This window comes from Clostridium sp. CF012, assembly GCF_018861755.1.
In the GTDB taxonomy this organism is placed as follows: Bacteria; Bacillota; Clostridia; order Clostridiales; family Clostridiaceae; genus Clostridium_AD.
The window spans coordinates 79,887-103,849 of the sequence record NZ_JAHLEF010000007.1 but is presented as its reverse complement, the minus strand read 5'-3'; the positions used below and the strand labels follow the sequence as shown (position 1 = coordinate 103,849).

Sequence of the window (23,963 nt, the reverse complement as noted above, 5' to 3'; positions counted from 1 at the left end):
ATGAAATCAGTTGTTATTCAGCCTTTTTCTTTAAATGGAAAAGTGAAAATTCCGCCTTCAAAATCCGTATGTCATAGAGCAATTATAGCTGCAGCATTGAGCCAGGGCGAATGCGCGGTTCATAACGTTAATATGTCTGAGGATATAATAGCCACCTGTGAAATCATGGAAAAGCTTGGAGCACAAATAAAAAAACTGCCCAATAGCCTGCGGATAATTGGAAAAGGCGCTATTGAGTTTTCTAATCAAGGGATAGTTAATAATAAAATTGAAAACAATAAAACTACGAACAATAAAATAGCTCGCAATGAGTTAGAATGCAATGAAAGCGGCTCAACCTTACGTTTTTTAATCCCTATAGCCATGCACACTGGAGAAAAAATAGTTTTTAAAGGTAGAGGGAAACTAGTAGAAAGAACACTTAAACCTTATTATGAAATCTTTGATAAGCAGAATATAAAGTACACAACAGATAGAGGATATCTTCCACTAACAATAGATGGGAGCTTTAAACCTGGAACTTTTGAACTTAGAGGAAATGTAAGCTCTCAGTTTATTACGGGCCTTCTTTATGCCTTACCACTATTAAATGGGGATTCAATAATTAAAGTTACTACGGAAATGGAATCCATTGGGTATATAGATTTAACCTTAGATATACTATCTAAATTTGGAGTAATCATAGAAAACAATAATTATAGAGAATTCAAGATAAAAGGCAACCAATATTATCAAAAAAGAGACTACACAGTTGAAGGCGATTTTTCTCAAGCAGCCTTTTACCTTGCAGCGGGTGTTTTAGGTGGAGAGGTTCAATGTGTTAATCTAAATATGCAATCACTTCAAGGAGACATGGTAATTGTGGACATAATAAAAAATATGGGCGGAAAGATTTCACTTGTGGATGGTATCTTAAAGGCTTCAAAATCAGATTTAAAGGGTACTATTATCGATGTATCACAATGTCCTGACCTTTTACCAATAGTTGCAGTGCTTGGTGCACTAAGCTTTGGTACTACAGAAATTATTAATGCAAGTAGAGCTAGAATTAAAGAATCTGATAGAGTAAAAGCTATAGCAACAGAACTAAATAAAATTGGAGCAGATGTTATGGAAAGAGAGGATTCACTGCTAATTCATGGTAGACCATGGCTTATGGGCGGAGTTGTAAAAAGTTGGAATGATCATAGAATAGCTATGGCTATGGCAATTGCTTCAATTAGATGTACTGAAAAGCTTACAATACAGGATAGTGGTGCAGTAAAAAAATCTTACCCGAATTTTTATGAGGATTTTAGGAGCCTAGGAGGGGAAATTAATGAGTGGACAATGGGGTAAAAAAGTGAAGTATTCTATTTTTGGAGAATCTCATGGAAGAGGCATAGGAATAACCATTGATGGATTACCCACCGGTATAAAACTTGATATGGATTTTATAAATAATGAAATGCAAAGACGGGCCCCAGGCAGAGATAAATTTTCAACCACAAGAAGTGAAGGAGACAAGGTTGAAATTTTAAGTGGGTATTTTAATGGATATACCACTGGTACGCCTCTTTGCGCAGTTATTTATAATGAAAATCAAAATTCTGTGGATTATGATAAGTTAAAAGACTTAGCAAGACCAGGTCATGCAGATCTTACAGGTAAAGTTAAATATTCAGGCTTTAACGATTATAGAGGTGGTGGCCATTTTTCAGGAAGAATTACTGCACCACTTGTTTTTGCAGGTGCTGTTGCTAAGCAAATTCTTTTAGAAAAGGGAATACTAATTGGAAGTCATATTTTGAGTATTACAAATGTATTTGATAGCTATTTTGATGCTGTAAATTTAAAAAATGAGCTTTTAATAGATATTTCAAAGAAAAATTTCCCTGTAATTGATGATGTGCAAGGAAAAGTAATGGAAAGCATTATTTTAAAAGCTAAGGAAGAGTCCGATTCTGTTGGAGGTATAATTGAAGCTTCCATATTAAACTTACCTTGTGGACTTGGTGAACCATTCTTTGATTCTATAGAGAGTAATTTAGCTCAATTACTATTTTCTGTACCCGCAGTAAAGGGTGTAGAATTTGGTAGTGGCTTTGAAATAACAAAAGTACGAGGAAGTCAGGCAAATGATATACCTTACATGGATAAGGGTAGTGTAAAAATGAAAACTAATAATAATGGTGGAATTAATGGGGGTATTTCTAATGGAATGCCTATAGTGTTTAGAGTTGCAATGAAACCAACACCTTCCATTGCTAAACTTCAAAATACCATTGATATGCACACCTTAGAAAATTCAGAAGTGTCTGTTATAGGTAGGCATGACCCTTGCATAGTTTTAAGAGCTTTACCAGTAATTGAATCTTGCGCAGCAATGAGCATTTTAGATTTTATGTAATATTAGAGCTTATTAGAAGATAAACAGCACCGAGGGTGATAATTTAAGGATGTGATTTAATGAGTAATGTAGATAATTATGATATAAATGATTTGAGAAATCAAATTGATAAAATCGACGCTAGCCTACTTTCACTATTTGAAAATCGTATGGAGGTAGTTTTAAATATAGCTGAATATAAAAAGAAAAATAATATGGAAATTTTAAATGAAGCTAGAGAAGAGGCGGTTATAAAGAAAAACTTAAATCTCGTTAAGAATAGTGACTTACTCTTAGAGGTAGAAGCATTCTTTAAATCTGTAATGGAAATAAGTAGAGAATTTCAAAGCAAAAATTTAAATTCAAGTGGAGTTTTAGTTAGCGATAAAAAGCTAACAGTTGGATTTTATGGCGTTACAGGATCCTTTAGTGAAGAGGCACTAAAAGGGTATTTTGGTGAAAAAGTGGATACAAAAGCAATAAGTGAGTTTGAGGATATATTTTTAGACTTAAGATATGGTAAAATAAATTATGGGGTAATTCCCATAGAGAATTCTTCCACAGGAGCAATATCTGAAGTTTATGATCTACTTAATAAATATAACTTTTATATAGTAGGGGAAAAATATCTTAAAATAAGCCAAAATCTAATGGGAATTAAAGGTTCAACCCTAGATGATATTAAAGAGGTTTATTCTCACTCGCAAGGGCTAGAGCAAAGCATGGAATTCTTAAAAGGGTATAAACATTGGAAGTTAGTCCCATTTAAGAGCACTGCAAAAAGTGCAGAGTTAGTTAAACAAAGACAGGATAAAACATTGGTAGCAATAGCCAGTTCTAAGGCAGCAGAAATATATGGTCTCCAAATTTTGCAGAAAAATATAAATTCAAATGCAACAAACATGACTAGGTTTGTTGTCATTGGTAAGGATATGGAAATAACCTGCTCTAGCGATAAAATAAGCACAGTTTTGTCTACAACCCACAAGGCAGGTTCACTTTATAACGTTTTAAAGCATTTTGCGCAGAGCAATATAAATCTTTTGAAAATTGAATCTAGGCCAATTGTAGATAAGCCCTGGGAATATTTCTTTTACATAGATTTTGAGGGAAATATGAATGAAAGTAAAGTAATAGCCTCAATTGATTTAATTAAACTGAATAGTCGTTATTTTAAGATACTGGGAAATTATAGAAGTGAAATTGTGGATATAAAATGATGATGAAAAACATAGTTTTAATTGGGATGCCTGGTTGTGGTAAAAGTGCAATTGGAAAAATACTTGCAGAAAAACTAAGATTATCATTTCTAGATATAGATACATATATTGAGGAGTGTACAAATCACACCATTACTGAAATATTTAAAAATGGTGAGGCTTTATTTAGAGAAATAGAAGCTAAAGCTATTACGGAAGTATCAGAAAAAGCTCCTGCGGTTATTTCAACCGGTGGTGGAGTGGTTAAGATATATGAAAATATTTTAAATCTTAAGAAAAATGGTATTATAATTTATATCAACCGCCCGATTGAAAACATAGCAGGGGATATAGACATTGAAACTCGTCCCTTACTTTCAAAGGACCCATCTCAGATTTATAAATTGTTTGAGGAGAGAGGGCCCTTGTATAAAAAATATTGTGATCATGAAATTATGAATATTAGTAATATTGATGATGTGGTGAGTAATATTATAGAAATATATACAGAAATTAATAAATAAGAGGTGCGGTTATGAAGATATTAATAATTAATGGTCCAAATTTAAATTTTCTTGGAATTAGGGAAAAGGGAGTGTACGGGAACACAACTTACGAAGAAATGTGCAGCTATCTCTATAAAGAGGCTAAAAAACTTCAGGTTCATATTGATATTGTTCAAAGCAATATTGAAGGTGAAATTATAAACTTCATACAGGGGGCTTACGAAAAGTATGAAGGAATAATCATTAATGCGGGAGCCTACACCCATTATAGTATTGCAATATTTGATGCAATAAAATCCGTTTCTATAAATACTATAGAGGTTCATCTTAGTAATATACATGCTAGGGAAGAATTTAGACAAAAATCAGTAACAGCACCAGCCTGCAAGGGCCAAATTTGTGGCTTTGGTAAATATGGCTATATTATGGCAATAAACGCTTTAGTTCAGGAATAGTGATTTAGAACAAGAAGCAAAGCACGAAATTTTAGAAATAGTTGAAGATATTTTAGAAGAATTTTCTAAAAATGAAGATATCGAATTATTATAATAAATAAAAGGTCAGTGGCGTTATTGGCTACGGACCTTTTATCGGTATATATTATTAATAATGAATATTCAAATAAAAATCTATCTTTATTTACTTTTAAATAAAAACTGACCTCTTCCAAGATCTTTAACCTTTACTTTCACATTAACTATAATCTCCGCATTACAAACAATGTTATCCCAATCTATTTCAGGGTTTCGCCCAAAAGTAGCTGCGGCATTACGACCCAGTTCCAGGCAGTCGGTTTTATACTGATTTTGCATTTTATTTATAAATTCATTGCACCTTTTTTTTGTTTGTTCTTCTAATTCATGACTGTACTTTTCTACTGTTTTGGGATTTATCATAAAATCCTTATACATAGTATTATTTACTATTGTACCTTTAAATTCTATATCTATAGTAAATTTATATTTACCATTAATTTTTTCACAGCGTACCTTTCTTTTTGATTCCCCATAATTTGATATTAAGTTTTGTGAATCCTTTTGAAGTGTTAGTATTCCTTGAACGTTATCTTCCCTTAAAATATTCATATACCCGGCTTGCGCCATTGGTATATTTGCAACCATCTTGTCTTTTTTGAAAACAGCCATGCCAGTCAAAGTGATTTTTTCGTTTTTTATTTCAAGGTAGGGAAGAACTAGATTTCTTCCCTCTGAACCTACCCTTGCAAACATATCTATCACTTTATATTGGTCAGACATGAAATTCTGCTCTGTAGAGCTTTCTATCAAACCGTCAATATGATCTGATGAAGTGATAGCATCATCAACTTTGAATTTTAGCATATCAATGGCCTTGCCTTTACATACAACCAGCCAAGTAGCATCATTCATTTGTTGATTAGAAAATATTATATCGGCAATAGGGTTAATACCATTAATTGACGCAGCTTCGCTAAAAATAAATACTTTCTGTAATCCAAGCAAGAATTCCTTGCTGCTGATGGTTGATCTGGATGCTCTGGTTTCAGCAATACTTTTACCAATACCTTCTAATATAGAACTTGAAACTTCATCTTTTTTAGTGAAAGTATAGACACTTGCACCAACATAATATTCATTCAGAGGACTAGTTGTAATGAGGTCATAGGATATTCCTGAGCAAATCTCAGTTTTTTCTATAGGAAGATTACTTTTGCTTGAATTAAATATGAGATATATAATTATACATGAAATAGATAATATAAGTAAGCTATATCTTTTCATTTATAAGTTCTCTCCTTTTTTTTGAATATTCCTAAGTCTGTTCTTATCCTTTAAAAGAGATATTAACGCAATTATGGTTATATAAAAGAAATTAAATAATGTTATCCAAGGAAGAACCTTGCTACCAATATCTCTCCTTATTACTTCATTTTCCATAAACAATGGGAAAATTAAGATAATTGGGAGTAATAGAAAACAATTTTTTTTCCTTTTCATTTTAGTAATATTACTAAATATTTTAGTTGCGGCATAAAATTCAACAGATATGGTTTTATAAGCAATTGTAATCCATATAACCATCTCTACAAATCTGAAATTATTTACCACAGGTATTTTAAATGATTCAGCCACGAAGGAATATGGCCATAATTGTTTTACTACTAAATCTGGTCCAGAAAAATAAATTGATGTAAACACTATCCAGGTATGAAAGATAGTTACTACAAGAACACTAATGTAGGCAGCTTTTAATATGTTTTTTTTATCTTGCACATATGGATATACTATTAATAGTAATTCCATACCAGCATAGGAGAAGAAAGTTTTTAGGCTTCCTTCTAAAATTTTTGGAAAACCTGCACCAAAAAAAGGTTTTACATTTAAAATGCTGCCGGACTTAAAGGTTACTGATGAAGCCACAACAATAGAACATAATAAAAAAAATGTTATAGTTGTAAACCTGGCTAATACCTTTAAGCCTTTAATTGAAGCATAACAAGATACAAAAGCAAAGATTAAAACCATTTTAAAAGGTGGGATAAAATATATACTATATGCTCTTAATTGATTGCTTGAACCGGAAATAACTAGAACCATATAAAATAAAAATGTGAGCATAAACAATAAATTTAAAACATTGCCGATTATTTTTCCAAAGTATGCTTTGCTTAAATCCATTATATTGCTATCAGGATGTCTTTTGATTATTATTCCTCCAACTAAAACAATATACAATGGATATATTCCACCTATAATGGAAGAAATCCACCCATCCTGTTTTGAAATACTTACTACATCAGCAGGGAGACTTGTGACGCCCATACCAATCATGCAACCAACCAAGATAAAAAAGAGCTCCACAGAGGTTATTAGCTTGTTTTTTTCATTCATCTTATTTCTCCTAAGTTTATAAGTCCATTTTTTTTAATCATCTTTTTTTCTCCTGAACTTAGACCTAAAATTAGTTTGTCTTTTAATATTTCGGTCTGAAATTATGGATGGACGAGCATTCATTTTCCATAATGGGGATCTAGTAAAAGTATCCTTTAAATCATTCTTGTTAAATTGCATATATGGAACACCAAAATTTTCTAAAGAGGATAAATGGATTATAAGTAGTGTATAGCCTGTAGCAACTCCCATTATCCCCATGCTATTTGCTAGAAATAACATGGGAAATCTTAATATCCTTATAGAAAGAGACATATCAACTGTGGGCACTGCAAAAGAAGCAATAATAGTAACACCAATTACAAGAAGCGTAGTAGGACTTACCATATTTGATTGTACTGCAGCATTTCCTATAATAATGCCTCCCACTATACTTAAAGTCTGTGCTATTTTTGTTGGAAGCCTTAATCCACCTTCTCTTAAAATTTCCATTAGTATTTCCAGTATAAGAATTTCCATAAAGGGTGAAAGAGATATTCCTGTTCGGGATTGTACTACCGGAACAACAAATTCAATAGGAATGAGTTCACCATTATATTTAATTAATGTTAAATAAATTGAGGGAAGTGTAATTACTAATAAAACTGATAAAAATCTAAGAAGCCTTACAAAATTTGCAGATATTGTTCTTTCGTTATAATCCTCAACAGTATGAAAAAATTCAATGAATACAGAGGGAAGTGTTAATACAAAGGGAGATCCATTTAAAATCACAGCTACCCTTCCTTCCATAATATTTGGAGTTACTCTATCTGGTCTCTCTGTGGCGAGGCACATAGGAAAAAGACTATAGGGATTTTCATCTATGAATTCTTGGAATGCTCCAATGCCGGTAATGGAATCTACGTCTATTGCATTTATTCTTTCTCTTACCTCATCTAGAACCTTAGTATTAACTAAATCTTTAATATAAACTAAAGCTAAATCCGTTTGTGAACGCCTTCCAACAACAAATTTTTCAATGGAAAGATTTGGGTCTTTTATGCTCCGCCTAAGCAAACTTATATTAACTTCTAAATTTTCCACAAAACCATCTCTAGATCCCCTTAAGGAGGTTTCATTCATTGGATCGGATACTCCTCTAATTGCACCACCAGTGGTATCGATTATTACATAATCTTCTACATTTTCAATTAGAAGTAGCGTGTTTCCATTTTTAATATTCTTAGAAACTTCCACCGTGTTACCCTTAATAAAAGTACAATCGGCAGTGATGTAATTACTGCATAAAAAACTTGGTGTGTCATTATTTAGTACTATGGAGCTGCGTATTTCAATCATTAGTGGAGTGAGAATATCTCTATTAATAATATTTTTATCTACTAGACCATCAATATATATAATAGCGCCTTGAATTGGTGGATTTTTACCAATCGATATTCTCTTTACTTTATTGGGAGCTGATGCTCCCAATACATTTATAATTGTAGTTATTTTAGAGTCAATTGTTTCAATTTTCATATATATCACCTTTATGGCATATTTTAATGAATATAATAATAGTAATAGTGTTCCCTTTAAAGGTGAATATATGAGTAATAAAAAATATAATAGAAAAATTTATACATTTAATGGCATAAACATCCAAATAGATCTTGTGAATATTTATGGCAAATGCATTGATTATAGGTGCTGCTAAAATGGGTATGGACTTTAGGATTGTGTCACCAAAGAACTTATTCCCAGAAGAAGCATTAGTCCAAAAATATATGAATTTGAAAGTGCACATTCTATAGTAAGCAAATAAATAAAGTGGCTAGGATTATTGCATCCTAGCCACTTTATTTATTTAACTTCAGTCCATATCTTATCTAGCTCTGTTACTGAGTTTCCTATATCCTTTAAGTACTCACCTTTTTTTACAGCTTCTTCTGGTGGATAAACTGCTTTGTCATCTAGTGTTTTTTTATCTATATATTTATAGGCAGAGGTATTAGGATTTCCATAAGGGAAATTACGAGAAATTTCAGCACTTATTTCTGGTTCCATTATAAAATTAATAAAAAGCTCCGCTGCTTTAATATTCTTTGCAGCTTTCGGAATTACAAAGTTGTCTTGTTGGAGGAATAGACCCTCCTCAGGTACTACGTACTTTATATTTGGATTTTCACGACTAGCCAAACTTCCTTCAGCCCCCCAGGCAAATATTGCTTTTGCCTCTCCATTTATAAGGCTTGTTTTTGGGCTGTCACTATCATAAGATTTAATATTGGGCTGAAGCTTCTTTAACTCCATTTTTGCTTCTTGAAGAGCCTGAGGACTAGTTTCATTTAGGGAATATCCTAATTTTTTTAGGGTTATTCCAATTATAACTCTTTCGTCATCAAGGACGGTTAAAGAGTTTTTAAGTTCAGGCTTCCAAAGGTCTTTATATCCCTTTATGCTACCTTCGGGAATCTTTGAACTATCATAGGCTATTATTCCTGCAAGCCACATGTAGGGAGTACTATACTTATTACCTTTATCAAAAGGTAGGTCTAAAAACTGAGATCCTATATTGTTTAGATTTGGAAGACTATTTTTATTTATTTGAGCAAGAAGACCTTGTTTACTTAATATTTCAACCATGAAATCACTGGCAACTGTTAGGTCATAATTTCCTCCACCTGCCATTAGTTTTGCTAGCATTTCTTCATTGGAAGAAAAGGTACTATAATTTACTTTAATATTGTAGGTTTGTTCAAATTTATCAATAACAGATTGCGGTAAATATTCAGACCAGTTAAAAACATTTAAAACCTCCTTAGGCTGCGCATTGTTTTTAGAATAAGCGAATATGCTACCACCAATACTTGCGAAAACAAGGAAAATAGATGTTAGTATAACTACCACCTTTTTCATATTTATGTTTACATTTCTAATCAAAAGCGCAAAACAAATCACTATAACAGTTAAAAATATTAGTAAAGTTGAAAGGGCATTAATTTCAGGTGTAACACCGAATTTTACCATGGAGAAAACTTTAAGTGGTAAAGTTACACTGCCAGGTCCAGCCACAAAAAAACTAATTATTACATCATCTAGTGATAAGGTAAAGGCTAGTAGTCCACCCGCAATAACGCCTGGCATGATAATTGGCAGTGTCACATAAAAAAAAGTCTTTAAAGGGGTTGCGCCAAGGTCCATTGCAACCTCTTCAACAGATTTATCAAAACCGTCAAGTCTTGTTTTAACTACTGCAACAACATAAGCTATGCTGAAAGTTACATGAGCAATAATTAAAGATACCTTTCCGAGAGGAATCTTTACAATAGAAAAGAAGACAAGGAGTGATATACCCATAACTATTTCAGGTATAACTAAGGGAACATATAGTATTGAGTCAACTATTCTTTTTCCTTTAAATTTGTATCTATACATTCCAATAGCAGCTAAGGTACCTATAATTACCGAAAGTATTGTACTTATTATAGCTATTATAAAGGAGTTTTTAACAGCCTCTAAGATTCCTGCGTTATGGAAAAGGCTTTGATACCATTTAAAGGTGAAACCCGTCCAAACAACATTTAATTTTGACTGGTTAAAGGAAAATGCGATAAGTACTATAATGGGTATATATAAAAACATAAATATTAAAAGTAAATATATAAATTTTATAGAATCTATTTTTTTGTTTTTCATCCTTATAATACCTCCTTAGTTCCTTTAGTTCCAGTTAGCCTTGAGTTATATATAATAACTGAAAGCATGAAAGTTATTAAAACAACTGATATAGCTGACCCAAAGGGCCAATCTCTTGCAGTAAGGAACTGATTTTTAATAAGATTGCTCATAAGGACTACTTTACTTCCACCCATAAGGTCAGTTACAAAGAAGAGGCCTAGAGTAGGAATAAAAACTAAAATAGAACCTGATACAATTCCACCCTTTGTAAGTGGAAGGGTAATCTTTAAAAATTTATATAGTGGTGCTGCTCCTAGGTCTGAAGCAGCATCTAATACTCTTTTGTCAAGTTTCTCTATAGAGGTATAAAGAGGGAGTACCATAAAGGGAAACATCATATATAGCATCCCAATCATTACCGAAGTGTTGTTATACATTAAATTAAGCGGTATATTTATTATATTCAAGTGCAGAAGTACAGTATTTATTAATCCTTCTGTTCTGAGTAATATGATCATTGCATAAGTTCTAACTAAAGAGTTAGTCCAAAATGGAAGTATTATAAGTAAAAGTAGCAGTGGTTTAAGCTTTTTATTCACATTAGCTATTATAAATGCAAAGGGATATCCTAGCAGCAAGCATAGCACCGTGGTATAAATAGCTATTAATATGGATTTAAAAAAGACACTAAGGTAAAGAGGATTTAAAAGTTTAGTATAATTGGATAATGTAAACTTATATACGATATTTCCAACTTCACCTCTAGTGGAAAAACTTACTACTACTATAAATAAAAGGGGTATAATGAAAAATCCAACCATCCATAGCATAGCAGGTAAAATTGTGGTTAAATATTTTGAAACTGAAGATAAGTATTTTATAATGGGTTTTTTACATTTATTAGTTTTCATTTATGACCTCCCTCTATGCTTTAATTACAATAGTATGATTTGGGTTCCAAGTTACGAAATAATCTTTGATTTCATCTGAAAAATTGAAATTTTGTCCTATGGGCTCATTAACTATAATTTCTTTTCTGTTTTTAGCTATCATAATAACCTTAATGTTTGAACCTACATAAACTTTCTCTTTAAATTTACATTGAAGCCATACATCCCCATCTTCAACGACTTGCTTTATTCTAATTCTCTCAGGTCTAACAGAAACAACAAACTTATCTCCGAGTTTATAATTCAGGTTAGGTATTCTGATTATATCTTCTTCTTGTTCAAGATTAAGAAGAACTTCATCGTCTTTTAACTTAATCACTTCTCCCTCTAAGATGTTTGTCTCACCTAAAAAACCAGCTACAAATTTAGTCTTAGGGTGCTCATAAAGTTCTTCTGGTGTTCCAATTTGCTCAATAATCCCATTGTTCATAACCACAATTCTATCAGACATAGTTAATGCTTCTTCTTGATCATGTGTTACGAATACAAAGGTTATACCAAGGATTTTTTGGAGATGTTTAAGCTCTAATTGCATTTGTTTACGAAGCTTTAAATCAAGAGCACCTAGTGGTTCATCCAAAAGAAGAACCTTTGGGCTATTTACTATAGCTCTAGCAATAGCAACACGCTGCATTTGGCCACCACTTAGTTGAGAAGGCATTCTATTTTCATAACCTTCAAGTTGAACCATTTTTAACATCTCATCTATCTTATCTTTGATTTTAGCTTTTGGAACTTTTTTCATCTTAAGGCCAAAGGCTATGTTGTCATAGATATTCATATGAGGAAATAAGGCATAGTTTTGAAATACCGTGTTAACACAACGCTTATAAGGTGGCTTGTCTGTGATGTTTTCTCCATCAATTACAATTTCACCACTTGTAGGTAATTCAAAGCCTGCGATCATTCTTAAGGTAGTGGTTTTTCCACAACCACTTGGTCCAAGTAAGGTTAGAAACTCACCTTGTAGTATATCAAGGTCTAAGTTTTTAATAACGGCCTCATCTTGATCAAAACTTTTACAAATATTTAACAATTGAACAAAAACATTTTTTGTCACACCGTAACAGCTCCTTTTTTAATATATATTTATAGTATACAATTCATATTAGAATTGTTAAAAGTTATAATTATACACTATAGTGAATAAACATAACTTTAAAAATAATAGCACAATAATTTTTAAATATCAATAAGTTTTATATTCAGGAAAAAAAGTAAAGTTATAGTATTTATAAATTATTCCATTATATAAAATTTAACAATAAAACTTAGTGGCAAAATAATTTTTTATGTATAATATATAGTGATAGCTATTTTTGGGAGGGTAATATGTTCAGATATCCTTATTTTTATAATATGACTAATATAGATATATACGAACAGATGAAAAATGAAATGATATATCATAATATGATTTCATATTGTGATAGCAGGAATTTTCAAAGAAAAAAATTTACAATAGAAGAAGCTGTATTAATTGCTAAACATTTGAATATTAGATTTGACAAGTTTGATGTAGAGCAATTTAGGGTTGGATTAGATGTTGAATTAGAACATGGCAATATTAATCCTCTTACAAATGTAACTAATGACGATCCTATTTTAACTGGCAAAATAGCTCTTGCTCATCTAAATGAATTCCAGGATTATTATACAAGACTAACTAAAATGGAAGAAGAGGCAGAAAAATATTGGGGTGACTAAACTGAAAAAATAGGAAGTAGATAGCTTCCAATCAGCTACTTCCTATTTTTTTATTGCTTTAATATTTTTTTGATGTTACAATAATTATTGTGAATTTAATTAAAATTGAATATTAGCTTTAGGTGCCTTGTAACAAGGGTTAAAAGGGAAAGTGGTTAAAGACCACTGCAGCCCACCGCTACTGTATTAGAGGATGAAATCCAAAAAACCATTGGGAAACTGAGAAGGTTGGAGAGTAAGATGATGCTAAAGCCAGTAAACCTGCCTAAATGCTCAAGATTTTAGTCTTCGGGGGGAGGATGAAAAATGCGTAATTTAGCAATAATATTGGGTAATCCAATAGGTGAAAAAAATTAATTGCATTATTCCACATCCATGAGATGTGGTTTTTTTATTTGAATTTTTTTGCTTAGGGATTTATCACTAAATTAATAAGGAGATACTATGAAAAACATTGTACTTATAACAGGTGGTGCAAGGAGCGGTAAAAGTACCTACGCTGAGAAGTTAGCTAAAGAAGAAAAGGGCGGGGTACTGTACATTGCAACCTCAATTCCCTTTGATGATGAAATGAAGGACAGAGTACAAAAGCATAAAGAAAGAAGGCCATCTACTTGGCATACTTTTGAAGGCTATAATAATTTAAAGCAGGTGTTTTATAAAGAAGAAATGCAGTTCGGTACGATTTTATTAGATTGTATAACAATAATGGTTACAAATCTTATGTTTGATAGTGCAGGGGATAACTTTGATGATTTAAATAATGAAGCTATAGATACTATGGAAAGTGAAATTTTGCAAGAGGTAGCTGACTTTCTATGCGAGGCTGAAAAAAGTACAAAAACAATAATTATTGTAACTAATGAAATTGGCTCTGGAATTGTACCAGAATATAAAATGGCTAGGGTTTTTAGAGATATTGCAGGTAGAGTAAACCAGTATATCGCATCCAAGGCTAAGGAAGTTCACTTGGTGGTTAGTGGTATACCAATTAAAATTAAATAATTAATTAGAAAATCAAAATTTATGGAGGCTAAACAATTAATAATTGTTTAGTGCCCCTAAGGAATACTAGGAGGAAAATTATGTTTAAGAGAAAGAGTATAATAAGTATAGTTTTAATTGTTTTTGTTTGTGTTGTGTTTAGTGCATGTGGTAATAAAGCTAAAGGCAATAAGGTTAATACTACTAAAAAGGAAACAGCATCTGTAGTATATCCACTAAAAGTGGTGGATTCATATAATAGAACCGTTACAATTGAAAGTGAACCTAAAAGAATTATTACAATTGCACCAAATATAACAGAGGGAATATATGCACTTGGTAAAGGTGGAAGTTTAGTTGGTAGAAGTGATTATGATGACTATCCAACGGAGGTAAGTAAGGTAGCAACTATTGGTAGTTTATTACAACCCAATATAGAAAAAATTGTTGAATTAAAACCTGATGTAGTTATTGCATCAACTCATTTTGATAAGGCTGTTGTTAAAAAATTAGAGGACCTTAGTATAAAAGTCATAGTACTTTATGGTGAAGAGAATTTTGACGGTGTATATGATACAATGTCAAAACTTGGCCAGGTTGTAAATGCTAGTGGAAAAGCGCAGTCAATAATATCAGATATGAAAAAGAAGGTTGCAGATATAACGCTTAAGGTAGCAAAGGCTAAGAAACCAACAGTTTATTATGTAGCAGGTTTCGGTAAGAGTGGCGATTTCACTGCTGGGAAAGATACATTTATAGGAAATATGATAGAAATAGCTGGTGGAAAAAATGCCGCAGATGATGCAATTGGTTGGAAATACAGTGTAGAAAAGCTTGTAGAAAAGGATCCAGATGTGCTAATATGCTCCAAATTCTTTGATACGAAAAAAGGTATAGAAGCTACAACAGGTTATAAAGATTTGAAAGCAGTTAAAAATGGTAAATTATTGGAAATTGACGAAAATACTATTGTTAGGCAGGGACCAAGACTTGCAGAAGGACTAGAAGCAATGGCTAAACTAATTCATCCTGAACTTTTCAAATAAAAGGGGTTGCAGTGCCATGACATTTATAGAAAATAAGAGTTATTATAAAAGAGTTTTTGCAATAGGTGTATTTTTACTTATATTTGTGATAATTGCTGCAGCAAATTTTGGAGTGGCAGATATATCTTTCAAACAGACGGCATTAATAGTAATAAGTAAAATTCCAATAGTAAATACCCTTGTATCCACAGGCGGAATTAAGTCTACATCTATAATCATATTATTAAATTTAAGACTCCCGAGAATACTTCTAGCTTGCTTAGTTGGAGCGGCACTTTCGGTGGTTGGTACTTCTTTTCAGGGGATTTTTAAGAATCCAATGGCAGACCCCTTTGTTCTGGGAGTTTCATCAGGAGCAGCACTTGGAGCTACTATAACCATGGTTTTTCTTAAAGAAGTTCATTTCTTTGGAATGAGTATGGTAGCATTAACTGCATTTATAGGTGCGATAATAACTACTTTTTTGGTCTATAATATTGCGAGAGTTGGTACAAAAGTTCCAGTGGCCACACTACTTCTTGCTGGTATTGCTATAAATTATTTGTTATCTTCTATTATTTCATTAATGATGACTTTTAATAGAGATAACATTGAAAAAATAGTTATGTGGACTATGGGAAGTTTTTCCACAGCCGGTTGGAATGAGGTTATTTTACTGTCTATAATTGTAATTCCCTCAATATTGTTTATATCTACATTTTCAAGAGATCTGAATATCATGCTGCTTGGAGAAGATACTGCAAGAAGCCTTGGTATAGATGTAAATGGATTTAAAAAGTACATATTTGTAATAAGCACGTTAATGGTGGCTGCAGTCGTATCTGTAAGTGGAATAATTGGCTTTGTAGGACTTATAGTTCCTCATGCAATTAGAATGATTTTTGGATCTGATAATAGGGTGGTTATACCATTTTCTGCACTTGGAGGAGCTATATTTCTAATAATTTGCGATACTTTTGCAAGGGTAGTAGTTCCTCCCTCTGAAATACCCGTTGGAATTATTACCTCGATTTTTGGAGTGCCATTTTTTATATACTTATTATATAGAACAAAAAAGAAGGCGATTTAATTGATAGAGATAAATAATGTGTGCTTTTCCTTTGAAGAGGAAGTATTAAAGAATATTAACATAAAAATAGAAAGAGGAAAGTTTTACACGATTTTAGGACCAAATGGGTCAGGTAAAACTACTCTTTTAAGGGTACTATCAAAATCTTTGCATATGGAAAAAGGTGTGATTTCTATTGATGGAAAGAATTTAACCCAAATAAGACCAAACCTGCTAGCAAAGGAAATGGCTGTAGTTCCACAAAGCACCGATATTGAATTTGATTTTTCGGTACAAGACATAGTCCTTATGGGAAGAACTCCTCATATTTCTAGATTCTGTTCAGAAAGTGAAAAAGACATAAAAATAGCTATGGATGCTATGAAGTGCACAAATACTTGGGAGCTTAGGAATAAAAGCATAAATGCACTCAGTGGTGGAGAAAAACAACGAGTGATAGTGGCAAGGGCAATTGCCCAAGATACAGGAATAATCCTTTTAGATGAGCCTATTTCTCACCTGGATATTCATCACCAAATTGAAATAATGAATGGACTAAAACAACTAAATCAAAATAAAAACATCACAATTATTGCAGTGCTTCATGATTTGAACATAGCAGCTGCCTATGGGGATCATATGATACTAATGCATGATGGAGGAGTTTACAAAAATGGAACTCCAGAGGAAGTATTAACAGAAGATATAATAAAAGAGGTTTATGGATTAGAGGTATTTATAACTAAGAACCCCAAAACGGGAAAGACCTTTATTATGCCTTTTTAGTATTTAATGTAACAAAAGGATTCGCATTAATTTGAGAATTCTTTTTTACAAGTGGATCATATAAAAACATAAGGTAATATGAGTATTTTTGTTGTAAAATAGAATAAAATAAAGTACCATATATGAGTGAGAGCAAAGTTAAGGGGGGATTAAATATGTTTGAGATGAAAGAAAAGTATAAAACCGGTATTATACTTATTGATACAGAGCATGAAAAACTTTTTGAAATAGGGGAAAGAGCGTATCAATTACTAAAAAGTCCATATGATACGGATAAATATGATAAAATAGTAGAAGTAATTGAAGAACTAAGAGAATATACAGTTTATCACTTTCAAGATGAAGAAAAATATATGGAGAGTATAAATTATAAAAGATTATTTACTCAAAAAATGGACCATGCAGCCTTTATTGAAAAACTTGATGTGGTTAATTTAAATAAAGTTGATGAAAATCAAGATGAGGCTATTATGGGAATACTAACTTTTTTAAATGATTGGCTTATTAATCATATATTAGAGAAAGATTTACTTATACCTGTAAAATAACATTATATTAAACGTTTATTATTATTTTTAAAAAGGGAATCAATAAAATGATTCTTTTTTTGTTGCGTCAATATTACAATGTTTGTGCGGAAAGCCCACTCCTTCAGGTGTGGGATGGATATCACTTGAAGATATTTAAGATAATGATTATAAACAGTAATAAGTGTATAAAAACATTTATAATATATGAAAATAACTCTATTATTTTGTATATTGTCCAAGGTATATGAGAAAAATATTATTAACAACTATTGTATTAGTGAAAGCATTAAAAAACATGTAAGAACAAAAATAAGATGTTAATGGAATGCGGGGTGGATATCCACTGGCAAAAAAAGAAGCTAAGCAACGATTCATTTAGGCATGGGAGTTTCAGTATAGATATAGATATTGTACTGCCTCCGGGTGTACAATAAATTTAATGAAAATATTAGATGAGGTGATTTAATTGCTTGATATAGTTCTTCTAGGATGTGGAGGGGGAATGCCTATTCCTGAAAGGTATCTATCTTCACTTCTCATAAACTACAAAGGGAGAAAGATACTGCTTGATTGTGGTGAAGGTACGCAGGTATCCATGAAAATACTTGGCTGGGGATTTAAATCAATAGATATAATTTGTATAACTCATGGACATGCGGATCACATTGTTGGACTACCAGGTATTCTTGCCACAATAGGTAACAGCGGTAGAACTGAACCTATTACCATAATTGGCCCCAAAGGCATTGCTGACATTGTGAAGGGTCTGAGGGTTGCGGCACCTTACCTTCCTTACGAGCTTAACATTATAGAAAATCCACAGGAACCATTGAAAGTACAAATATTAAAAGATAGTATTAATACTTCAGTGTGTAAAGATCATGATTTAATAATTTCAACACTGGAACTTGAGCACTCAACTAATTGTTTGGGTTATAGCTTTTACTTTAGGAGAAAACCAAAATTTGATGTTAAATGTGCAATTATAAATGAAATTCCAAAAATGTTTTGGAGTAGGCTCCAAAACAATGAGACTATAATTCATCATGAAAAAACATATTTGCCCGGTATGGTGCTTGGAAAAGAAAGAACCGGAATAAAGCTCAGTTTCACCACGGATACAAGACCAATACCTGAAATAGCGACTTTTATAAAAAAAAGTGACTTGTTTATTTGTGAGGGGACCTATGGTAATGATAATGATATTGAAAAAGCCATAAAGAACAAACATATGACCTTTAGCGAGGCAGCACAGCTTGCTTTGAAGGGTGAAGTGCTAGAACTCCTATTGACACATTTTAGTCCTTCTATGCATATCCCAGAAGAATATAAAGACAGAGCAGAGAGTATTTTCAAGAACACTATTATTGGATTTGATAGACTTGTAAAGACAATTTCATTTAAAGATTAGAGAAAACAGAAAGTCTATGATACTATATAGTAAATACAACAGTGATTTGAGTGAGTTATCAAGCGGATTTTATAAAATTGAGAGGAAGGTGCGGATATGTTGAATAGCAAAGCTAAGGCCAACCTATTGCGGGAAGGAATTCATGAGGATGCTGTAAAATCCTTAGATGAAAAAGGGAAATGTCTATTTGATATAAATAGTACACGAGATGTATGCTTTGAATTTATTGATGAGGGTGTTAAATTTAGTTGTGAACAAAGTATTTTAGATCATGGCTTGTATCTAATAAAAATTCTAGATTAGAAATGTTAATAGTTAAACATCAGCTTTCCCCCACTTGTAAAAATGGGGGATTTCTTTCTAAAATGGTATTAAGAGATACGAGTATAAAGTCATTTATCAAAATTTGCCCCTTCTATATGCAATAGTAGTTTTTGTGTGGGTGTTCTATTACCTGCAAAGCCTATCAGATTGCCAGATTTACCAATAACCCTGTGACAAGGTATAATTATAGGTAATTGATTAAATCTATTAGCTTGACCTACTGCCCTTACAGCTTTAGGATTTCCTATGGATTCTGCAACCTGCAAATAATTTCGGGTTTCACCATATGGGATATCTTGAAGCGCCGTCCATACTTTTTTTCTGAACTGCGTACCTTCTATAGATAATGGTATATTAAAATTTTTTCTTTTTCCTTTGAAATATTCATCTAGTTGAACTATAACTTCCTTACATAGCTCCACATCTTTCTGAATAAATTCATGCTTGCTCTTGTATTGTTTCCAATCTTCTTCAAAAATCTCTACTTTTTTTACACCTATTTCATCCACAACCACGTGGATTAGACCTATAGGTGAATCATAAATGTCATACCCAATTTTCACAAAATCCCTCCTCAATTATAAAATGCTCTCTATAAATAAAGGTAACATAAGATTTTGAGCCTGTCTAGTTTAAAGCCATTCCAGTTGGAATATAAATGAATTTTCTTTGAATTCGTATGCGAATGTTAACCATTCACTTGCTTATCTACCTATAATAAGTGTAAGCTAGTATTAGAATATTTTGAAAATTTAGGAGGGTTACATATGCAAGGAAAAATGTTTTGTTTTCAATGCGAACAAACTGCAGGTGGAAAAGGCTGTACCAACATAGGAGTCTGCGGAAAAACACCAGAAATTGCAGCAATGCAGGATTTGCTCATATATCAGCTAAAAGGGATAAGTTGCTATGCTACTAAACTTTTAGAAAAAGGTGAGAAACTTGACAAGTCATGGATTTCATTTGTTGAAAATGCATTGTTTATGACATTAACTAACGTAAATTTTGATCCTGAAGCTCATACTAATATGCTAAAAAAATCTCAAGTAATCAAAGAAGAAGTTAGGAAAAAAGTAGGAAATGAAAAAGTAAATGCAAAAGAGGCTCAATATAATTTAAGTGATTCTAAGGAGCAAATGCTTGAAGATGCTAAAAAAGCGGGTGTTATGTATGATGAAAAATTAGATGCAGATATCCGTTCCGTACGCGAAACTATAAAATACGGATTAAAAGGAATTGCAGCTTATGCACATCAAGCTAGATTTATAAAATATAATAGTGAAGAAGTAGATGAATTTTATTTTGTAGCTCTTGCAGCATTAACAGATGATAGTTTAAATCTTCAAGATCTTATCAAATACTTACTTAAAACTGGAGAGATGAGTGTTAAAGTTATGGAGGTACTGGATAGTGCTAATAATGAAAAATATAGCTCACCTTCACCTCAAAAGGTTAATGTAAATATTAAAAAAGGACCATTTATAGTAATTTCTGGTCATGATTTAAGAGATCTCGAAATGCTACTAGAGCAAACTGAAGGTAAGGGAATAAACATTTATACCCACGGCGAAATGCTTCCTTCCCATGGATATCCTAAGTTAAATAAATATACTCACTTAGTAGGTAACTTTGGAGGAGCTTGGCAAAATCAACAAAAGGAATTTGATGGCATACCAGGCTGTATTTTAATGACAACAAATTGCTTAATGAAACCAAAAGATTCATATATAGATAGAATCTACTCAACAAGTGTTGTTGGTTGGGAGGGCATAAAACATATATCAGCTGATGAAAATGGTCATAAGGACTTCTCTGAAATAATAAGTAAAGCCTTAGACCTCGGTGGCTTCGAGAAAGATGAAGAAGTTAAAGAAATTCTAGTAGGGTTTGGTCATAAAGCAACTTTAAGTCATGCTGAAACAATAGTTAATGCAGTGAAGGAAGGGAAAATCAGACACTTTTTCTTGATTGGAGGCTGTGACGGCGCAAAAACAGGAAGAAATTATTACACTGAATTCGCTCAATTAGTTCCAAAGGATTGCATTATTCTTACTTTAGCTTGTGGAAAATACCGTTTTAATAAATTGGAGTTTGGAGAGGTAGCAGGACTTCCAAGACTACTTGATATAGGTCAATGTAACGATGCATATTCTGCCGTTAAAATAGCTCTAGCACTAGCTGAGGCTTTTAAATGTGGAATCAATGACCTACCACTGGCAATGGTTATAACTTGGTATGAACAAAAGGCTGTTGCTGACTTATTGGCATTACTTTCACTTGGAGTAAAAGGAATTTACCTGGGGCCAACACTACCAGCATTCTTAAGCCCGAATGTATTACAATTCCTAGTTGATAATTTTGATATAAAACCTATAAGCACACCAGAAGCTGATTTAAAACAAATACTAGGATAATAAAAATGGATATCAAAATTATAGTTTAGACAAAGGCTGTTTCTAAAGGTAGTCAAATATCTTTAGAAACAGCCTTATTTTAATATGATTTTTCAGTAAATAAGTGTTTCAATTATCTCTAAAATATGATAAAATGAGAACAAACGTTTGGGGGTGATTAAAGTGGATGTAATGAGAAAACTTGAAATATTATCAAATTCAGCAAAATACGATGCTTCTTGCTCCTCTAGTGGTTCTAATAGAAAGAATACAGCAGGTGGTATAGGAAATGCATCAGCATCAGGAATTTGCCATTCTTGGTCACAGGATGGTAGATGTATTTCACTACTTAAAATCCTGTATACTAATAAATGCATATATGATTGTAAATATTGTATTAATAGAGCTAGTAATGAGTTAGAGCGAACGAGCTTTACTCCTAGTGAGGTAGTAGATTTAACTATGAATTTTTATAGAAGAAATTATATTGAAGGATTATTCTTAAGTTCCGGGGTAGAGCGAAGTCCAGATTATACAATGGAAAACTTAGTTAGAATACTAAAGGATTTAAGACTAATTCACAAGTTTAATGGATATATACATGTGAAGGCTATCCCAGGTGCTGATCCGAAATTAATATATGAGGCAGGCTTGTATGCAGATAGAATGAGTGTAAATATTGAGCTACCATCTGAAAAAAGCTTAAAGCTCTTGGCACCTCAAAAGAATAAGGAAGATATATTAAGACCTATGGGACTTATTAAGCATAGTATATTAGAATCCACGGAATATAAGAAAAAAGGTTTTAAAGCACCAAAGTTTACTCCGGGTGGCCAAAGTACACAGATAATGGTTGGGGCAACAAATGAAAGTGACCTAAGAGTAATTAGTCTTACAGAAGGACTATATAATACTTTTGGACTTAAGAGAGTTTATTATTCAGCTTATGTGCCAGTAGTAGAGAACATAAATTTGCCAGCTATTCAAACCACTCCTCCACTTCTAAAAGAACATAGAATGTATCAAGCAGATTGGCTTTTAAGGTATTATGGTTTTAAGGCAAAGGAATTATTAGATGAACTAAATCCTAATTTCGATGTGGATTTAGATCCTAAAGCCTTTTGGGCATTAAATAATTTAGACAAATTCCCTGTAGAGGTTAATAATGCTCCCTATGAAATATTACTTAGGGTCCCGGGAATAGGAGTAACATCAGCTTTAAGAATCGTAAGAGCAAGAAGACTTTGTAATCTTTCATATGACAATTTGAAAAAAATAGGAGTTGTACTTAAAAGAGCTAGATATTTTTTAACCTGCAGTGGTAAATTTTATGGAGATAAAGCCATGGAAAGAGGAAGGCTTAAAAATTATTTATTGGATTATGAAAGCTTTGATAAGCCGGAGCAGCTTAGTTTATTTACCCAAAGGAGTGATTTATTTGGTTAGATATATTTATGATGGAAGCTTTGATGGGTTTTTATCTGTTATATATGCTTGCTATTATAGTAGAATCCCTGAAAGTATTGAGAAAGAAAGTGATTATAACTTCAATATATTATACGAGGACATAGTTATTGGAACTGATATGACAAAATCGGGTAAAGTATACAGGGCTATATTAGAAAAGATTTCACAAGATACACTAGTTTATGTGTATCAGGCCTTTTTATCTGAGGAAAATGGCATAGAATTAAATTTATTTAGGTATATACAATTAGGATTTAATCTTGGCAGTAAAGTAAATGACTTTCTAACAGAGGAAGCTGTGAATGAAGTACAGAAAATTTCTAGAAAAGTGGGTTTTGAAGCACATAGGTTTTTAGGGATAGCTAGATTTCAAGAGTTTAAGGGAATATTGTATGCAGCAATAGAGCCTACTTATAATATTGTTGAACTCATAGGAAATCACTTTAGTGAAAGACTTAAAAATGAAAAGTGGGTAATTCATGACATAAAAAGAAAAATTGGTTTAGTTTATGAAAATAATGAAATGATACTTAGAGATTTAAAATTTGAAAAATTAGAAAGTCATGAGGAGGAAGAGTTGTTTTATCAAAATCTTTGGAAGGCCTTCCATAAAAGTATATCCATAGAAGAAAGAGCCAATGAAAGGTTACAAATGCAGCATATGCCAAAGAAATACTGGGATAATTTAACTGAAATGAAAAAGTGATCACC

Annotated in this window: 23 protein-coding genes, 1 pseudogene and 1 riboswitch; of the genes and pseudogenes, 17 read left to right on the top strand and 7 right to left on the bottom strand. The window is 32.2% G+C overall.

Going from position 1 to position 23,963, the window contains the following annotated elements; genetic code table 11:
* The 5 genes from aroA to aroQ are packed head-to-tail and all read left to right on the top strand — an operon-like array spanning nt 1 to nt 4,528.
* Nucleotides 1-1,338, top strand: a complete 1,338-nt coding sequence (gene aroA, locus KPL50_RS08965) for a 3-phosphoshikimate 1-carboxyvinyltransferase (RefSeq protein ID WP_216298117.1) — start codon at nt 1-3, stop codon at nt 1,336-1,338.
* Complete coding sequence (aroC, locus tag KPL50_RS08960; RefSeq protein ID WP_216298116.1) at nt 1,319-2,389, top strand: chorismate synthase; 1,071 nt, start codon at nt 1,319-1,321, stop codon at nt 2,387-2,389. The genes aroA and aroC overlap by 20 nt, the downstream gene beginning before the upstream one ends.
* Before the next feature lie 59 nt (nt 2,390-2,448).
* The gene (gene pheA, locus KPL50_RS08955) at nt 2,449-3,588 is read left to right on the top strand and encodes a prephenate dehydratase (protein ID WP_216298115.1); all 1,140 of its coding nucleotides are present in this window, start codon (nt 2,449-2,451) and stop codon (nt 3,586-3,588) included.
* The gene (locus KPL50_RS08950; protein WP_253200529.1) at nt 3,585-4,091 is read left to right on the top strand and encodes a shikimate kinase; all 507 of its coding nucleotides are present in this window, start codon (nt 3,585-3,587) and stop codon (nt 4,089-4,091) included. The genes pheA and KPL50_RS08950 overlap by 4 nt, the downstream gene beginning before the upstream one ends.
* An 11-nt stretch (nt 4,092-4,102) precedes the next feature.
* On the top strand, nt 4,103-4,528 hold the full coding sequence (gene aroQ, locus KPL50_RS08945) for a type II 3-dehydroquinate dehydratase (RefSeq protein ID WP_216298114.1): 426 nt from the start codon (nt 4,103-4,105) through the stop codon (nt 4,526-4,528).
* A gap of 180 nt (nt 4,529-4,708) precedes the next feature.
* Here aroQ and KPL50_RS08940 read toward each other — a convergent pair whose 3' ends face one another.
* From KPL50_RS08940 to KPL50_RS08930, 3 genes are read right to left on the bottom strand one after another with little or no spacing between them, the layout of a single operon-like run.
* The gene (locus tag KPL50_RS08940; RefSeq protein WP_216298113.1) at nt 4,709-5,833 is read right to left on the bottom strand and encodes a Ger(x)C family spore germination protein; all 1,125 of its coding nucleotides are present in this window, start codon (nt 5,831-5,833) and stop codon (nt 4,709-4,711) included.
* A complete protein-coding gene (locus KPL50_RS08935) occupies nt 5,834-6,943 on the bottom strand; it encodes an endospore germination permease (protein WP_216298112.1) in 1,110 nt (369 codons plus the stop codon). It abuts the gene before it with no gap.
* A gap of 33 nt (nt 6,944-6,976) precedes the next feature.
* On the bottom strand, nt 6,977-8,464 hold the full coding sequence (locus KPL50_RS08930) for a spore germination protein (protein WP_216298111.1): 1,488 nt from the start codon (nt 8,462-8,464) through the stop codon (nt 6,977-6,979).
* A gap of 146 nt (nt 8,465-8,610) precedes the next feature.
* On the opposite strand from KPL50_RS08930, the pseudogene KPL50_RS08925 reads away from it, so the two are divergent.
* Nucleotides 8,611-8,721, top strand: a pseudogene (locus KPL50_RS08925) (ornithine carbamoyltransferase subunit F); the annotation flags it as partial.
* A 67-nt stretch (nt 8,722-8,788) separates the two neighbouring features.
* On the opposite strand, the gene KPL50_RS08920 reads toward KPL50_RS08925, so the two are convergent.
* The 3 genes from KPL50_RS08920 to KPL50_RS08910 are packed head-to-tail and all read right to left on the bottom strand — an operon-like array spanning nt 8,789 to nt 12,616.
* Complete coding sequence (locus tag KPL50_RS08920) at nt 8,789-10,624, bottom strand: extracellular solute-binding protein (protein WP_216298110.1); 1,836 nt, start codon at nt 10,622-10,624, stop codon at nt 8,789-8,791.
* Between the two features lie 2 nt (nt 10,625-10,626).
* Nucleotides 10,627-11,517: an ABC transporter permease gene (locus KPL50_RS08915; protein ID WP_216298109.1), complete on the bottom strand. Its 891-nt coding sequence runs from the start codon at nt 11,515-11,517 to the stop codon at nt 10,627-10,629.
* Nucleotides 11,518-11,530: 13 nt separating this feature from the next.
* The gene (locus KPL50_RS08910; protein ID WP_216298108.1) at nt 11,531-12,616 is read right to left on the bottom strand and encodes an ABC transporter ATP-binding protein; all 1,086 of its coding nucleotides are present in this window, start codon (nt 12,614-12,616) and stop codon (nt 11,531-11,533) included.
* Nucleotides 12,617-12,969: 353 nt separating this feature from the next.
* Between KPL50_RS08910 and KPL50_RS08905 the strand changes: the two genes are divergently transcribed.
* From KPL50_RS08905 to KPL50_RS08870, 8 genes are all read left to right on the top strand, one after another.
* Nucleotides 12,970-13,263: a DUF5661 family protein gene (locus tag KPL50_RS08905; RefSeq protein WP_216298197.1), complete on the top strand. Its 294-nt coding sequence runs from the start codon at nt 12,970-12,972 to the stop codon at nt 13,261-13,263.
* A gap of 103 nt (nt 13,264-13,366) precedes the next feature.
* Nucleotides 13,367-13,547, top strand: a riboswitch (cobalamin riboswitch).
* 160 nt (nt 13,548-13,707) lie between these two features.
* The gene (gene cobU / locus KPL50_RS08900; RefSeq protein ID WP_216298107.1) at nt 13,708-14,268 is read left to right on the top strand and encodes a bifunctional adenosylcobinamide kinase/adenosylcobinamide-phosphate guanylyltransferase; all 561 of its coding nucleotides are present in this window, start codon (nt 13,708-13,710) and stop codon (nt 14,266-14,268) included.
* A gap of 80 nt (nt 14,269-14,348) precedes the next feature.
* The gene (locus KPL50_RS08895) at nt 14,349-15,293 is read left to right on the top strand and encodes an ABC transporter substrate-binding protein (RefSeq protein ID WP_216298106.1); all 945 of its coding nucleotides are present in this window, start codon (nt 14,349-14,351) and stop codon (nt 15,291-15,293) included.
* 16 nt (nt 15,294-15,309) lie between these two features.
* Complete coding sequence (locus tag KPL50_RS08890; protein ID WP_216298105.1) at nt 15,310-16,362, top strand: iron ABC transporter permease; 1,053 nt, start codon at nt 15,310-15,312, stop codon at nt 16,360-16,362.
* The gene (locus KPL50_RS08885; protein ID WP_216298104.1) at nt 16,363-17,127 is read left to right on the top strand and encodes a heme ABC transporter ATP-binding protein; all 765 of its coding nucleotides are present in this window, start codon (nt 16,363-16,365) and stop codon (nt 17,125-17,127) included.
* A 155-nt stretch (nt 17,128-17,282) separates the two neighbouring features.
* Nucleotides 17,283-17,675: a bacteriohemerythrin gene (locus KPL50_RS08880; RefSeq protein ID WP_216298103.1), complete on the top strand. Its 393-nt coding sequence runs from the start codon at nt 17,283-17,285 to the stop codon at nt 17,673-17,675.
* A 448-nt stretch (nt 17,676-18,123) separates the two neighbouring features.
* A complete protein-coding gene (locus KPL50_RS08875; RefSeq protein WP_216298102.1) occupies nt 18,124-19,068 on the top strand; it encodes a ribonuclease Z in 945 nt (314 codons plus the stop codon).
* A gap of 96 nt (nt 19,069-19,164) precedes the next feature.
* Entirely contained in the window at nt 19,165-19,371 is a 207-nt protein-coding gene (locus KPL50_RS08870; protein ID WP_216298101.1) for a hypothetical protein, read from the top strand.
* An 89-nt stretch (nt 19,372-19,460) separates the two neighbouring features.
* Here the strand turns inward: KPL50_RS08870 and KPL50_RS08865 are convergent, their stop codons facing one another.
* A complete protein-coding gene (locus tag KPL50_RS08865) occupies nt 19,461-19,955 on the bottom strand; it encodes a methylated-DNA--[protein]-cysteine S-methyltransferase (protein WP_309245152.1) in 495 nt (164 codons plus the stop codon).
* A 204-nt stretch (nt 19,956-20,159) separates the two neighbouring features.
* Between KPL50_RS08865 and hcp the strand changes: the two genes are divergently transcribed.
* The 3 genes from hcp to KPL50_RS08850 all read left to right on the top strand — a co-directional run bounded on the left by hcp (nt 20,160) and on the right by KPL50_RS08850 (nt 23,958).
* Entirely contained in the window at nt 20,160-21,806 is a 1,647-nt protein-coding gene (gene hcp / locus KPL50_RS08860; RefSeq protein ID WP_216298100.1) for a hydroxylamine reductase, read from the top strand.
* A 162-nt stretch (nt 21,807-21,968) separates the two neighbouring features.
* Entirely contained in the window at nt 21,969-23,231 is a 1,263-nt protein-coding gene (locus tag KPL50_RS08855; RefSeq protein WP_216298099.1) for a putative DNA modification/repair radical SAM protein, read from the top strand.
* Nucleotides 23,224-23,958 (top strand): TIGR03915 family putative DNA repair protein, encoded by a 735-nt coding sequence (locus tag KPL50_RS08850; RefSeq protein WP_216298098.1) that lies wholly within the window; start codon nt 23,224-23,226, stop codon nt 23,956-23,958. Before KPL50_RS08855 ends, KPL50_RS08850 begins: the two co-directional genes overlap by 8 nt.
* Nucleotides 23,959-23,963 lie beyond the last annotated feature (5 nt).